Annotated in this window: 14 protein-coding genes; 8 read left to right on the top strand and 6 right to left on the bottom strand. The window is 44.8% G+C overall.

The window, feature by feature from the left end; translation table 11 throughout:
- Window positions 1-404: serine hydrolase (locus A6049_RS34045; protein ID WP_240321391.1), on the bottom strand; the 404-nt coding region annotated here is incomplete at its 3' end.
- 197 nt (window positions 405-601) lie between these two features.
- On the opposite strand from A6049_RS34045, the gene A6049_RS13650 reads away from it, so the two are divergent.
- The 4 genes from A6049_RS13650 to A6049_RS13635 all read left to right on the top strand — a co-directional run bounded on the left by A6049_RS13650 (window position 602) and on the right by A6049_RS13635 (window position 4,381).
- Window positions 602-970, top strand: a complete 369-nt coding sequence (locus A6049_RS13650) for a hypothetical protein (protein ID WP_090806120.1) — start codon at window positions 602-604, stop codon at window positions 968-970.
- A gap of 2 nt (window positions 971-972) precedes the next feature.
- Window positions 973-2,691, top strand: coding sequence for an ABC transporter ATP-binding protein (locus tag A6049_RS13645; protein ID WP_063565166.1), 1,719 nt, complete (start codon window positions 973-975; stop codon window positions 2,689-2,691).
- Window positions 2,692-2,891: 200 nt separating this feature from the next.
- Window positions 2,892-3,326, top strand: coding sequence for a MarR family winged helix-turn-helix transcriptional regulator (locus tag A6049_RS13640; protein WP_231952523.1), 435 nt, complete (start codon window positions 2,892-2,894; stop codon window positions 3,324-3,326).
- Window positions 3,323-4,381 (top strand): threonine aldolase family protein, encoded by a 1,059-nt coding sequence (locus A6049_RS13635; protein ID WP_063565165.1) that lies wholly within the window; start codon window positions 3,323-3,325, stop codon window positions 4,379-4,381. The genes A6049_RS13640 and A6049_RS13635 overlap by 4 nt, the downstream gene beginning before the upstream one ends.
- A gap of 112 nt (window positions 4,382-4,493) precedes the next feature.
- Here the strand turns inward: A6049_RS13635 and A6049_RS13630 are convergent, their stop codons facing one another.
- Entirely contained in the window at window positions 4,494-6,470 is a 1,977-nt protein-coding gene (locus A6049_RS13630) for an alpha-amylase family protein (protein ID WP_063565164.1), read from the bottom strand.
- A gap of 135 nt (window positions 6,471-6,605) precedes the next feature.
- Between A6049_RS13630 and A6049_RS13625 the strand changes: the two genes are divergently transcribed.
- A complete protein-coding gene (locus A6049_RS13625; protein ID WP_063565163.1) occupies window positions 6,606-7,484 on the top strand; it encodes an AraC family transcriptional regulator in 879 nt (292 codons plus the stop codon).
- A 73-nt stretch (window positions 7,485-7,557) separates the two neighbouring features.
- Here A6049_RS13625 and A6049_RS13620 read toward each other — a convergent pair whose 3' ends face one another.
- Window positions 7,558-8,214: an NADPH-dependent F420 reductase gene (locus A6049_RS13620; protein ID WP_063565162.1), complete on the bottom strand. Its 657-nt coding sequence runs from the start codon at window positions 8,212-8,214 to the stop codon at window positions 7,558-7,560.
- 145 nt (window positions 8,215-8,359) lie between these two features.
- Here A6049_RS13620 and A6049_RS13615 point away from each other — a divergent pair, with 145 nt between their 5' ends.
- On the top strand, window positions 8,360-8,950 hold the full coding sequence (locus A6049_RS13615; protein ID WP_063565161.1) for a TetR/AcrR family transcriptional regulator: 591 nt from the start codon (window positions 8,360-8,362) through the stop codon (window positions 8,948-8,950).
- A gap of 89 nt (window positions 8,951-9,039) precedes the next feature.
- Window positions 9,040-10,209, top strand: a complete 1,170-nt coding sequence (locus A6049_RS13610; protein ID WP_063565160.1) for an MFS transporter — start codon at window positions 9,040-9,042, stop codon at window positions 10,207-10,209.
- Window positions 10,210-10,371: 162 nt separating this feature from the next.
- Here A6049_RS13610 and A6049_RS13605 read toward each other — a convergent pair whose 3' ends face one another.
- The 3 genes from A6049_RS13605 to A6049_RS13595 all read right to left on the bottom strand — a co-directional run bounded on the left by A6049_RS13605 (window position 10,372) and on the right by A6049_RS13595 (window position 14,184).
- Window positions 10,372-11,553, bottom strand: a complete 1,182-nt coding sequence (locus tag A6049_RS13605) for a multidrug effflux MFS transporter (RefSeq protein WP_063565159.1) — start codon at window positions 11,551-11,553, stop codon at window positions 10,372-10,374.
- 224 nt (window positions 11,554-11,777) lie between these two features.
- Window positions 11,778-12,263, bottom strand: a complete 486-nt coding sequence (locus A6049_RS13600) for a CcdC protein domain-containing protein (RefSeq protein ID WP_063565158.1) — start codon at window positions 12,261-12,263, stop codon at window positions 11,778-11,780.
- 394 nt (window positions 12,264-12,657) lie between these two features.
- Entirely contained in the window at window positions 12,658-14,184 is a 1,527-nt protein-coding gene (locus A6049_RS13595; RefSeq protein ID WP_095206084.1) for a multicopper oxidase family protein, read from the bottom strand.
- 185 nt (window positions 14,185-14,369) lie between these two features.
- Here A6049_RS13595 and A6049_RS13590 point away from each other — a divergent pair, with 185 nt between their 5' ends.
- Window positions 14,370-15,134: an IclR family transcriptional regulator gene (locus tag A6049_RS13590; protein ID WP_063565157.1), complete on the top strand. Its 765-nt coding sequence runs from the start codon at window positions 14,370-14,372 to the stop codon at window positions 15,132-15,134.
- Window positions 15,135-15,170 lie beyond the last annotated feature (36 nt).

The raw sequence follows: 15,170 nt of genomic DNA, 5'->3' as shown, positions 1-15,170 counted from the left end.
TTCATTTTAAAGTCAGGGATATAGTTCACAACCGGCACATCCAGATCGATCTTGTCTTCGTCAACCAGCTTCATCACAGCGGCTGTGAGCACCATTTTACTGGTTGAACCGATGCCATACATTGTATTAGAAGAAAGGGGGATACGGCCCTCCGGGTCGTTTTTGCCTACTTGTCCGGAGATCACGATCTCTCCCTCATCCATGAGTGCGTACTGCACACTTGTTGTACCGTATGTTTCGGTAAGGAGCTTGGCCTTCTCCATCACCGCTTTTTGGGTCATATTATACGTGAGGTTACTGGTGTTACTGTTTGCCGGTGCGGCGAGAGCATTCATTGGGGCTAACATGGTTAACACCAGGGTTACAGCGGCGAATGAAGTTCGTTTTTTTAGTGTCAATCTCATCTTCTCCTGTCTTATCTGTAGATTAGGTATCTCTGTGGTGGTACGTAAGTTAGTGTACTCTAGGACGGTGAACTGAATATGAATTGGGCCAGAATAAAATGGAAAAATACGGGTTGACAGAAAAATTCCTTACGTATACAATCGTATACATAAACAATTTGTATACAAATGTATACGAAGATGGAGGTGCTTCAAAAATGAGAGAAAGACATATAAATGTGAACGAACAACCTGATCGCCATGGAGAGCGGTCCAGACGGGGGCGTGGGGAAGAAGAGCGACAAGGTGAAGGTTCAAGACGTGGGAGAGGGCATGGAGAGCATCACGGAAAACGGGGCAATGGGGCACAAACGTTTCGCCGTGGAAGAATTTTAGTCTTTTTGGAACAAATGCAGAATCGAAGAGCTACGTTGGCCAGACAGCTTGGTCAGGAGGAGTTCCGGAATATTCATCAGATGATAAGTGGTGAACTGAAAGCCATTGATCAGGTCATTGATGAATACATCCAACTTTTTGAATTACAAAATGAAGAAGAAAGCCCTAATCAGGATCTGGAGAGTGAATAAGAATGGTTCGTCGTTTTTTCTCGTATTATCGTCCTTACAAAAAACTATTTTTAATTGATTTTGGTTGTGCAGTACTAGCTGGTCTGCTAGAGCTGGCATTTCCACTTGCTGTAAGCAAATTCATTAATGAGTTGCTGCCAGGTCAAGATTGGCCACTTATTATCCTCGCATGTATTGTCTTGCTGTCGATCTATGCGCTGAATACCGTCTTGAATTATGTCGTGACCTACTGGGGACATATGCTTGGCATTAACATTGAAACCAACATGCGTTCGAAGATGTTTGCTCATTTACAAAAGCTATCCTTCCGGTTTTTCGATAATCGCAAGACGGGTCATCTGATCGGTCACCTTACCAATGATCTCAACGATATTGGAGAGGTTGCTCACCATGGACCTGAGGATGTATTCATCGCGATTATGACTCTAATTGGATCTTTCTGGCTTATGGCGAACATTAATTTAGAGCTTGCACTGATCACCTTTGTCATTATTCCTATCATGGCCTGGGTCATTATCGTGTTTGGTGGTCGCATGACGAAGACCTATCGGCGCCTCTTCGGAGATGTGGGGAATTTCAATTCCCGTATCGAAGACAACGTAGGCGGAATTCGTGTCGTTCAATCGTTCGCTAACGAAGAGCATGAGAAAAAACTATTTTCCGTAGATAACGAGAACTTCCGTAAAACAAAGCTGCTTGCTTACAAAACGATGGCGAAGAGTATATCGGTCAGCTACATGATGATGCGTCTGGTTACTGTGTTCGTTATGATTAGCGGTGCCTGGTTCTTTATCGATGGCAGAATTGATATGGGTGATTTCATGGCATTCCTGCTGTTATCCAACATCTTCTTCCGTCCGATTGAGAAAATTAACGCCGTAATCGAAAGTTATCCTAAGGGTATTGCAGGATTCAAGCGTTATCTGGAAATCATTGATACCGAGCCGGAAATCGCTGATGCGAAAAATGCCGTTGAGCTAAAAAGCGTCCGTGGAGATATTCGTTTCGAAAATGTCTCGTTCGGTTATGAGGAAAATCGACGTATTCTGAATAATATCAGTTTGTCCATCAATCCAGGCGAAACCGTTGCTTTTGTGGGTCCTTCCGGTGCAGGTAAAACGACCATTTGCAGTCTGCTTCCACGGTTCTATGAAGTAGAGGAAGGTCGGATTACCGTTGATGGAGTTGATATTCGTGAGGTTCAGCTGGAATCTTTGCGCAAACATATCGGTATTGTTCAACAGGATGTATTTCTCTTCTCAGGCACAATTAAGGAAAATATCGCTTATGGCGATTTAACGGCAACAGACGAGCAAATCTGGGATGCAGCCCGTCGTGCATCTTTGGAAGAGTTGCTTCTTACTTTGCCAGAAGGGATTGATACGATCATTGGTGAGCGTGGTGTCAAACTTTCCGGAGGTCAGAAACAGCGCCTGTCCATTGCTCGGATGTTCCTGAAAAATCCACCGATTCTCATTCTGGACGAAGCAACGTCCGCTCTGGATACCGAAACCGAAGCATTAATCCAGAAGTCCTTGGCGGAACTGTCAGTGGGCAGAACAACCCTTGTTATTGCACACCGACTGACAACGATCAAGAATGCAGATCGCATCCTTGTAGTCAATGCGGATGGCATCGCAGAGCAGGGTAACCATGAGGAACTGGTCGCTGCCGGAGGCATATACAGCAGACTTCACCAGGTGCAATACAGCCATTCTTAATAGCCAAAAAACAAACCGTGCATTTGCGCGGTTTGTTTTTTTGTTTTTTTTGTTTTTCAATAAAGTGACATTCATTTGAACAATAAAGTTCATCAATATTATATATTGTTGACAACGTCCACTAAACTGATTATTATAATGTTGACAATGTCCACTAAAAGGGAGGGTTTCACATCGACTCTCAGCAAATAAATGCAGATATGTTGACTGAAATGCGGCGTTTTAACCGTTTTTATACCAATATACTCGGTGTACTCGATAAACATATCCTGGGAACGGGATACTCCTTCGCTGAAGCAAGGGTCATTATTGAAATTGGCATTCAAGGGGAGAGCATTGCGAACAATCTGGTGGATACACTGACCATTGATCGCAGCTACATGAGCCGAATTGTAAGTAAACTGACCCGAGAAGGGCTGCTGATGAAAGTGGATTCAGCTGCTGACAGCCGCGTTAGTTTGATTCGCCTGACTGAAAAAGGGCAGGAGCTTTACGGTGAGTTGAATGAACGTTCAGATCAGCAGATTGTGAAGTTAATGCAAGGTTTGGATGAGGAAGAGATCAGAGAAGTTTACGCTTCAATGATGAATATTCAGGATAAGTTGAACAAAAGAGCAGGAGAGACAAGACGATGATACGATTCGAATGTGATTACAACGAAGGCGCGCATGAGCGCATTTTGCAAAGACTGATTTCAACGAACATGGAACAAACGAGCGGTTACGGTAAAGATGCCCATTGTGATCGGGCGAGAAGCCTTATTCGACAAGCTTGTGAAAATGAACAGGCGGATGTGCATTTTTTGGTTGGTGGTACACAGACAAATACAACGGTTATTGCCTCCATTTTGCGTCCATACCAAGGCGTGATTGCAGCGACTTCGGGCCACATCGCGGTCCATGAGACGGGAGCGATCGAAGCCACAGGTCACAAAGTGATCACGGTACCAAGCGAAGATGGGAAGATCACGTCAGATCAGGTCAAAGCGGTCTATGATGCCCATTGGAATGATGCAGCACCTGAACATTGTGTCCAGCCCGGAATGGTTTACATATCCCAGCCTACTGAGAACGGTACGATGTACAGCAAGGCAGAGCTGCAAGCATTATTTAATGTGAGCCAACAGTGTGGTCTCCCGTTCTTTATTGATGGGGCACGTCTTGGGTATGCTCTTGCTTCCCGGAATTGTGATACGACTCTCGCTGATCTCGCCCGCCTATGTGATGTATTCTATATTGGCGGAACCAAGATCGGAGCATTGATGGGAGAAGCGGTAGTCATCCTGAATGACAAGCTTAAGCCAGATTTTCGTTATATGATCAAACAAAAAGGCGGCCTGCTTGCCAAAGGCAGATTGCTGGGCATTCAGTTTGAAACGCTGTTTGAAGATGGTCTGTATCTTGAAATTTCCCAGCATGCGGTGGACATGGCCATGTTGATTCATGATTCGCTTGTGGAGCAAGGTATTACTTTCCTATATGATTCACCAACCAATCAGCAATTTCCGATTCTGCCAGATGATCTGCTTCAGGATTTACGCAGCCGTTACTCGTTCACATTCTGGGAAAAGGTGTCCGATAAACACAGCGTCGTTCGTTTTTGTACCAGTTGGGCAACCCAGCGGGAAAATGTGGACTCACTGATTCGTGATATTTCCCATGCTCTGAACAAATTGAAAGCTTGTGTGTAATCATTAATCCCTAAAGATAGTACATCGGCGGAGTAAAACGCCAAAGAAGAAGTCGCCATGTTAATGGCGACTTCTTTTTTTGTTTACTGCTAAATGTTCCATGAATGTACTTCTAAAATTGAATCACGACCATTTGATGACAGGACCACTCCGGTATCGTGTAGGTCACAAGGCCGTTCACCTGACTGAATGGGAGACTAAGGTTCTGTGGCGCCAGATACACATCTTGTACTTGTTCGGCAGCCGCAACCGTCACCTCTGTATTGATAAGTGGAGGGATATCCTCGATAACTTCCACACCTTGTCCTCTACGTACTGGAGAGGCATACAGTAGATGATTCACCCAACGGTTCGAGTTCTTCTGAATCTGCAGCGTGGTAACCCCTTGGGCAGGTAGGTTGGTTATCAGCGACTTGTTGTTACTCAGTAAACGGTCCAATGCGTAACAGATGATTTCCTTGACAGCCAAGCTCCCCTTCGTCGCATAATCTTCAAAAACATTCCACGCGATATAGATTCCATCCTGACCTTCAGCCATGCCAGTTCCCGATTCCTGCAGATCAGAAGGGGTATGCTGGTGAGAGCAGAACGTGAACAAGTCACGGTTAAAATATGAATTTTCCTTACTGCCAAGTACGATGCCGTCTGTCGTGGGCACTGTGTTCTGTCCTTCGGTGTACATGACGAAAGAGGCTGTACGCAGCGAAGGAAGCTCGAAATTCGGACGGAAATAGGAGGGACGGAATGGGGAAACATCCTGATATTCTACACCCAAATCGAATTCAAAGCCCGTACCATCCGGTGAGAGTCCGGAACGGCCAGTGGCGAGAATTTTGCCGCCCCCGGCAAGAAAGGCTGTCAGTTTGGTTTTAATTGACTCTGTAATGCTAATGGCATCCGGCAAAATAACAACTTTATATTTGGATAGATCAGCCTGCAGATCTACTACATCGAAGAGATAGTGGCCTTCCAGCAAAACTCTTACAGCACCGGTATCGTGGTGTTTGTGCTGGTTATGAGGATCGCCTCCGGATTCCCATAAGGCTGCTTCCACTGACAGCAACGCGATATCGGCCATAGCGGTAGTATCTCGGCACCATTCTTCCTTTGCTTCTACCTCGCGGTAAGCTTCCCCGATCAACGAATACGTGGCAAGGTCCATCTGACCACCTGGATGCAGCTGATCTCCAATGGAGCAGCGTGCCCCGTTCGCAAGGCTCAGTGCAGTTTCATAACGCAGCGCGTTGGGGTGCTTGTATCCACCGAATTCGCCCCAAGAGGTATGGAATTTTCCGGTCATGCCGAGGAAATCCATGCCCAGTGTTTGCGCATAACGTGCAGAGAGTGGGAAGTGGTCGTACCCCCAGCCGCCCGTTGGTAGCGATTCCAACTCTAAATGGGTATTTACATGGGCGAGATCCCGCCGCCCTCGGTCGACGTGACTGCTGTTGTGGAACACTGGTAATCCGGGTTTCACTGCATGCACAGTCTCATTCATTCGATTAGCATAACGAGCATACGTCTGTTCCCACAGTTTTTTCATATCTTGAATGTTTCGTGGATCGGAGCCCTGTGAGCGAATCTCGGCAACACAATATTGACAATAACATTCCCTAACACCAACGATATCGAGGAAGATGCCGTCCGCATCATAATTCTTTACGACTTCCTCGACCTGTAGAGTGAGCACGTCAAGATAAGGGGTGTTCATGCAAAATTGATGATATCCCGGTGTCATGAAGTCGGCTGTCCAACTGATTTGCTCCTGCTGATTGCGGATGAGCCACTGAGGATGCTTGCGGGCGAGTCGCTCATCCAGGCCAGCAGAGAGATAGACCGGTGTCTTCACGCCTATCTCATGAGCAGCTTCAATCTGGGCACCCAGAAGATCGAAATTCAGATGTGGATGCATTTGATTGGCGGTTGTCGGGTGATAGGCCCAGCCATGATGGCACTTGGAGAAAATGGTGATGGAATCGACGTATCCAGTCTTAAGCATCTCCTGAAATTGCTGCTTCGAAAAATCACGGCCAATGCCTTCAATGGCTTCTGACGTATGAAAATCGAGATGAACTTGACGAAATTTCATGCTTGCATCCCCCTGGTCATTAAATGATAGAATCATATTATATCTACCACTCTAATCGATCATCAGCTCCGATACAGCTGACAATCACGACTATATATAGCACATTATCTACATTTTAAACAAAGGAGGGATCTCATGCTTGTACTTGAACTTCAAGTTCCGCCGTTTCCGCTATTAGCAGCCATTGGGCACACCGAATGGCAGCCGGGCATGCAGCATGCCCAGCGTAGCTTTGATGTGTTTGATCTTATTATTTGCGCCAAAGGAGAGCTGTACATGGAGGAAGATGGCCTCCGTTACGAGATTGCGGAAGGTATGATGCTGGTTCTTGAACCTGGCAAAGACCACCGTGGCTATAGACCAACGGATGTGCAGACGGAAGTATACTGGATTCATTTCCAGCTTCCCTCTGTGCAAAAGATGATTTTGAAAGAAAAGACGACTTGGGAGCAGCCTTTACTTCAACAAACAGACCAGGATATTGAGGCACCCCCAGGAGTCATTGAAATTCCCAAATTCGCCGGGGTGGATTTACGTAACCTGGAGCCGATAATGAAAGAAATGCTTGATCTGCACCATGTACTCACCCGTCAGCGCTCCTTCGAGCTGCATGTTCTGTTGGGCCAATTCCTGCTGCAGTTACAGAAGGGAATGAGACAGAACAGCCCGCAGGCTCGTTCCTATTTTCTAAGCGAGAAGGTGGCGACTTATCTTGGTCAACGTCTAGATCAGCCGTTTGATTCCGGACAGATGGTGCGTGATCTGCTTTATCATTTTGATTACCTGGCCCGCTGCCTGAAGCAGTGTACGGGGATGAGCCCGCTGCAATACAGGCATCACCTGCAAATGGAGAAGGCCAAGCGGTTATTGGCACATTCGGAGCTTCCGCTGAAGCGTATCGGCGAGTTGTGTGGACTGCAGGACCATAACTATTTTACTCGGTTGTTCAAACGTCAAACCTCCCTTACGCCTGGAGAGTACCGCAAGAAGCATCAGTTGTATTTCATGGAATAGACATGATCAAACGAAAAACCGCCCGAAAGGGCGGTGGATGATGACGTATTCAATGTCCTGAAATTTCAAATGCTCAAGCTTTAAAGTCCTCGCTTCGTACAGGACTAGCATTCGATAAGGCCTGCCGAAGACTATCCGCTCCATGCTCCTGGTAACTAGGAGTCCCCGGTTGTTGGCGCCACGATTCGTCCAAACCGCCGGCGTCTATGGCGTCAAATCCCAACTCTTCGACAAGTTGAAGTACAATTTTCTTTGTATCCGGATCATCACCAGCTACCGGGAGAGCAAGTCGATCCGGTGAGCCGGCAGGCAGTCCACGTTCAAGCAGATTAACAGCGGAAATCCCATTAAAGGCTTTGTTGACAGGATGTTTCAAGAATTGCTCGACCCAGCGGCTTTCAGGTAAGCCACCCTCGATCTCGGCAATAAAGCCGTCACGCTGACGGGGGTAATAGTTCCCGGTGTCAATAATGGCAGCACCAGGTGCAGTTTGGTCTAAGATACCATCAGGGAGATCCGGAATATTCTTTTGTGGAATCGTTACAATGACCAGCTCGGCTCCATGGGCGACGTCCGTTACTTCAAGCGGTTTTGCGCCTGTCTCTTCAGCTAGATCCGTCAAGGTATGAGGACCGCGCGAGTTAGCAATCGAGACATCATGACCAAGTTTGGTGAGACGACGGGTGAGATTGCCACCGATATTTCCCGTTCCAATAATTGCGATTTTCATTTATTCCGACTTCCTTTCCCGATTTAATATGGTATGACATCTTCACTGTAACAGAGAACAATAGAGCTGTAAACAACTTCTTGACTGAACGTTACAAATTACCTATACTAAGATTTATTATTTCGTTGAGAAGGGAGGAAATGAAGTGACCAGAGGTGGAAGACCACGAGAATTTAAGGATACGGCTGTGATTGACGCAGCCATGGATGCCTTTTGGTTGAACGGATACGAAGGGTGCTCTACTGAGGATCTATGTAAACAGACCGGTCTCGGGAAGGGCAGTTTATATAATGCGTTTGGTAGCAAACATGATTTATATGAAAAGGTACTCCAGCGTTACCATGAGGAAGGAATACGGGAGCAAAGCGAGATTTTACAGAGCCCCTTACCGTTGAAAGAAAGATTACGCGGCCTGCTGGAGTGGGGTGTACAGGAAGATTTCTCGGAATCAGGGCGAAGAGGCTGTCTCCTAATTAATGCAGCAATGGAACGGGCACGGGTTGATCCTATGGTTGAAAAAGTGGTGACACGGCATATCGGATTGTTGGAGGATGCACTTTGTGATCTGATGGAGCAGGGTGTCCAGACAGGAGAGATTACTTCAGGGAGACCAGCCAAAGAACTGGCAAGCCTGTTTCTAAGCAGCTATTACGGACTTCGCGTGCTTAACAGTTCTTCACAGAACCGTGATCTGGCAAAAAGTATTGTAGAAGGTACATTGGCAGCTATTTACTAGCCGGGTAATCCGGCACTTTTTTTGCATTAGTTTTGTACCGATCATTACAATAGTGTAGTTTTTAACTCATATGAAAAGGGGAATTGAAGATGCCATTGGCAATCTATGTGCTTAGCTTGGCTATTTTTTGTATGACTACCTCAGAATTTATGGTAGCTGGAATGATGAATACACTTGCGGGGGAATTTGGAGTATCTGTCTCGCAAGTAGGATATTTGATTACAGCCTTTTCAGCGGGGATGGTCGTAGGAGGTCCCTTACTAACCGCTGCTCTGCTGAATATGCCTAGGAAAAAAGCGTTCATTATGCTAACCGGACTGTTTCTCGCTGGACAGTTGCTTGGCGCGATCGCAGGTAGCTATGAGGTTATGATGGCCTCACGCATCATAGCAGGTGTTGCTTCCTCAGCTGCTTTTGGCGTATCAATCTCGATCTCTGCTTCGCTCGTGGAGGAAAACCAGCGGGGACGGGCGGTGTCGATAATCTTCGGGGGTCTTATGATTGCTACGGTTCTGGGTACACCTGCTGCAACGTGGGTGGCCGATGCTTATGGCTGGCGTTTCAGTTTTTGGGCGGTCGCCATTCTTGTTCTACTATCAGGAGTAACTGCATTGCGGTTGATCCCCGTATTATCCAGACCGGAGCCCACGAGTTTGCGTCATGAAATGAAATCTTTTCGCAATCGCAAGCTCTGGGCGGCTTACCTGACAAGTTTTCTTATTATAGGAGCCACATTTGCAGCATTCAGCTACTTTGCTCCAATTTTTACAGAGTTGACGGGCTTTTCAACGTCCGCGGTGCCACTATTGTTTGTTGTGTATGGAGCTGCTACGGTTGCTGGTAATCTGATCACTGGTCGACTGGCGGACCGATACACTATGCTGATTCTAACGATAGGGCTTGTTCTCTTGACGTTTGGTCTTCTGACATTCGCCATTGGCGTACATACAGCTGCCGTGGTTATTCCTGCCGTAATCATCATCGGGTTGGCCGGGGTTCCAATGAATCCGCCTATGGTCGCGCGAGTGATACGCGCGGGAGGAAGTGGTCTGATGGTGAACACCGTTCATACCGCGATCGTCACCTTTGGTGTAGTGGTAGGATCTTCTGTTGGTGGCTTGGCCATTAGTGCCGGTTACGGCCTGGTTGCGCCGATCTGGGTCGGGGTTGTGTTGGCTTTGGTAGGTGTAATTTCGCTGCTTCCGTATATGCGTGGAATCTTCAAAGTTAAGGTTGCAGATATGGATATAAAACATTAAAAACGTTTGATAAGCCGATTTGGCTTTCAGACTTTATGTTCAACAATATGAATAAAAGCAGCCCAGATACGATAAAAGTACTGGACTGCTTCTATTTTTTTGAAATGTGCCCCGGGACATTTCTTCGTATTATTTATAATACAAATGAATTACCCTAATAGATTATTCTTCTGAGATAAATCTTTTGCCAAGCCACAACATTCCGACGCTAATGATTAGAAAATATAAGGGCATTATCAGCAATGAACCGTTATGCAGAGCACCCATTCCCCATGTCGTAAGGCTTACCAGCAAGTAGTAGCCTAAGCTGAATATAGCACCTGCTGTGCCAATTACATCTTGAAAATGAACAAGCGCAAGACTTAGACAATTGGGCAAAGCAATACCTGCGCCAATCAACAGAACAAACATGGCAGTTAACATGCAGATGATTTGCAAAAGATTGGGCAGCATAGACAAGCTGCTTCCAAGGGTTAGGAGCAGAGCCCCGCTGGTCATGACCAGACAACCCAAACGAATAATCTTTTCCGGTGCGTAAACGGTCAATAATCTTTTGGAGATCATTGCACCGACCACCGATGCCAAGGCCACAATAATGCCCAGAAAACCATAAACGCCAGGCGACAGATCAAAGTGTTCAATGAAGATGAAGGGAGCTTCGGCATAATAACTGAATAAAACTCCGTTAATACCACCGATCAATACGCCAAACACCATTACGCGCGGCATGGCGAGCATCTTTTTAACAACCGGAAGTATAGCCACCTTGGATCGTAAAGAAACGTTCGTTGTCTCCGGCAGTTTAATAAAAGCATATATGAACAACAAAACGCTCATCAGTACTAACGCAAAGAATACCCATCTGAAGCCAAGGGCCTGATCAATCCAACCACCAATAAGGGGCCCAACTGCCGGCGTAAATGCAATGACAGCAGAGATTTGGGCAAACATCGCATGTCTTCGATCTCCCGATACACTTTCGCGAAGCATGGTTTGAGTGATAATTGAGCCAGTTGCGGCACCGAAAGCCTGTACGAAACGGCTGACGAGAAGCAACTGAATTGATTCCGAATAAAAGCACATCAAGCTTCCAATCCCATATATGATGAGACCGCCCAGCATTGCAGGTCTGCGACCAATCAAGTCGGACAGCCAGCCCCAGCAGAAAACGCCTAAGGCAAATCCTATAAAATAGATGCTTAACGTGAATTGTACGGAACTATTAGATACACCAAGTGCTGCTGCGATATCTGGCAGAGATGGAGTGTAGATGGTTTCGCTGATTTGTGGAAAAGCGATAAGAACAATCATTAAAAGCAAAGATGGTACAGCATATTTCTTCATTATATATTAGCCCTCCTACAAGCTTATACTCTGTTATGACAACAAGAATATGAGCCTAGCTAGGGAAAGGGGGGCATCATGATGGCGAGACGACTATAAATCATCATTTGTTGAATTACCTTTCATCATTATAAGAGTAGGAGGGTTTGACAATCATTGTTAATACTCGGCCTAGGTTAACATGCTTGATATGCCAAGTCAACCAGCTCTAGCTAATCGTACGATTAAGCAGTTTTGTCCCAAGCTCTGAACGTACTAGACTTGGAATTATGAAATTTAATGAAGCTAGCTATTCGCCAAATGGCAATATAGGACAGGGCAACTACATTATTCAGGAATCCAAGAGTCTTGGGATCAATGCCTGAGATGAACAAGAAGTCAAAGAATCGGATCGAGAAGATAACAATAATTAAAACATAAAGAGATACGTTTCTTTTATAATACATCTTGCCATCCGATTTCCGCTCGAATTGCGTCACCAGAATTAATGGGATCGACAGAATTGCACCTATAGCGATCGAACTGATCATTCTGCCTGATGTAAGCACCAATGTAGGGTCGAACAATTCAAACAAAGATGAAGAGATATAAAGGATCGGAATTAATAATTTCCGGCCTGATTCGTGCAATGGCTTCTTGCTGCCCTGGATAACGCCCCTTAAGATAAGCACGACAATTAATAATGAGATTGTTAAAGATATTGGATTCATGGTAAGCACCTCGTTTGTTTTTTGTGTAACCTAAGTATCGAGGATATTTAAAATTTATATCAGTGTACAAAGTAATTCGTTTAAGGTGACTTTTGTCATCTTCCCAAAACAAATAGGGCGACCTCTTCTCAATTGAATCCGGGAAAAAGTCGCCGCTTCAAAATCTTTTTTTATTGTCCATGTGACAGGGCTATGACCTCGGAAGGCACCTGTCGCTCAATTTGACGAAGTAGAACAACTTGACCGCTGCAATTTTTTACAGTTAGATCGTAACGGCCCTGATGGTGGCAACGGACAACTACTTGTTCGTTATAAGTTCCGTTGGCTGGTACATATCTCTTTTTTAGTGGTTTTTTTAGATATGTCCACTCATTCATTGCAGTGCTGGAGTGAGCTAAAAAATATCAAACGGTCGCATCATTTCGTAGTCTTCATGCTCAAGCATGTGACAATGCCATACATAACGCCCGGTAAAAGGTCCGAAACGAGCAATAATCGTTGTAACGTAACCGAAGGGGGTTGCTACAGTATCTTTTAATCCCATTTCATACGGATTAGGAGGAGTGGGGGGGCCTGTGAAAATAAGTTTTCCGGTTTTCTGAAAATGAGAAACATCAAAAGGTTGACGATCAAGAATTTGAAAATCAACCAAATGAATATGAATGGGGTGAGGGTCATCATCAATGATATTAATGATACGCCAGATTTCAATCGTATTTACTTCAATTCTTTCGGAAATTCGATCCATCCACATTTTTCCATCTAATAGATTTAAGGAGCGACCATATTGATCCTTCACTCTGACAAGTGTTAAATATCTTGTTCTCTTTGCCATACTTTTTGGGAGTCGTTCGAATGCTTCTAAATAAAATGGAAGTGAGCTGGTATCTATACTTTTTAATGGGACACTTATTCTGAATTGCATGATATCTATTGTTTCAGGGGACGCACTCTTGGTGACATTTTTGAGAATAATAGTTTGACCATAATATTGAGAAAAATCAATGATCACATCTATACGCTCGGCACTTAAAAGTACAAATTCGTTTATTCTTATTGTTGTCTCAAGAAAGCCGCTATCGGTTCCGAGTTGATAAAATGGTTGATTGGATTCCATTTTTAATGTAAGGATTCGACTATTGGATGCGTTTAAAATTCGAAAACGGTATTTTCTTGGTTCTACCTCCAAAAATGGATAAACCTTGCCGTTTATCAGAATGGTATCCGCATCAAAAGGAGGAACAAGGGAAGGATGAGGCAAGTTTGCATCGTTTTGATCCGGTTTGCTGGGGTAGTTTAGAGATCCGTCCGGATTGAAAGATCGGTCCACAATGAGTAGAGGGATTTCATATTTTCCTTTCGGAAGATTAAGGGATTGTTCATTTTGGTCTCGAATGAAATAAAATCCCGCGAGTCCTGCGTAGACGTTCAATCTTGTAATGCCTACTGTATGATCGTGGTACCATAACATTGTAGCTCGTTCAATATTTGGATACGTATAAACCTCTCGTTCAAACAAAGGTCCCGTTTGCTCAAAATTTCTCGTAAACCAAGCTTCGGGGTAGCCATCACTATGAGCTGGCGTTCTTCCTCCATGTAAATGCACAACGCTCCTACCCTCTGGAACAGTAATTTCCGAACCATGAATCGTAGTATCAACGGGAAGAAAGTGCTTATTGGGCAGGTCGTTCATCCATTTAACAAACACGGTTTCATTCTTCATCACTTCAAACGTAGGACCTGGAAATGTTCCGTCATAACCCCATAAACGGGTAGGCCCGAGGTCTCTATGCAGCTTCTGAGAAAACTCCTTCATAGTCACTTCGTAATAAGAACTATTACTGCTTCGCTTCCTAGGAGATAATGTGTTTGGAATAGGCAGTTCATCCACGAATTTTTGTAGTTTTATCTTGTCAGGCATAAGAATTGGGAGCCTCCCTACGGTTAGAATTACTATGTAATTTTATGATCTTGAACTTGTTCATTATGTTAGTTGTATATAACTATTGGGTATGCATTCTATTTGTATGTCATTTATACAAACGAGTAAAACGATAGTGATTTCCGCAATCTTTCACTATATGATAAAAGAAATGGATGATTTCAATGAAAGGGAGCGTCGCTTTGGATCGGAAAAGTGGAACAAACACTCTTGGAAGGGCTTTGGATATTTTATTTGCGTTATCTGAGGCGAATGGAACATTATCAGTTAGTGAGATCGCAGAAAAGGTCAGCATTCCAGAAAGCTCAACCTATCGTTTTTTGCAAACGCTTGAAAAGAACGGGATTGTGGAGCGTAGGGGCAAAAATCAGATCGGACTTGGTTTGCGTATTCTGGATTTAGCTCGTAGCTTGAATCAGCAAATTCATCGTGAGTTGTTGTCACTTGCATTGCCTATTATGATCAATCTGATGGAGTCTACACAGGAAACTTCGTTATTGTTCGTTAGAACTGGAAATGATGCTGTATGCATTCAACATGTGAAGGGCCGAGGTCTTATTCAATTTGTAATCGAAAACGGTAGACGTTTGCCTTTACATCAAGGCGCTTCTGGAAAAAGTATCCTGGCTTTTGAAAATGAGAAGACGATTGAGCAGGTTGTAGCGAATATTACAAACGATCGGAACCGATCGGAATTGATTGATAGTTTGAAAGCTGTCAAGGAACAGGGCTTCGCTTGTACTGAAGGAGAATATGATCCCGATGTATTTGCGATTGGAGCACCGGTATTGGATAGTCATGGTCTTGTCGTGGCAAGTCTATCTATTGCGGGTCCTTTATTTCGCGGGACGAAAGAGAGGATACCCGAAATGATTAATAGCGTTATGGAATCGTCCAAGCATCTCTCCAATCTACTTGGAGGGGAATAGAAGAAAATCACCGATCACAATTAATCCCGATAGAAA

Source organism: Paenibacillus sp. O199, from assembly GCF_001636635.1.
GTDB classification, from domain to species: domain Bacteria; phylum Bacillota; class Bacilli; order Paenibacillales; family Paenibacillaceae; genus Paenibacillus; species Paenibacillus marchantiae.
This window is presented reverse-complemented; position numbering and strand designations above follow the sequence as displayed.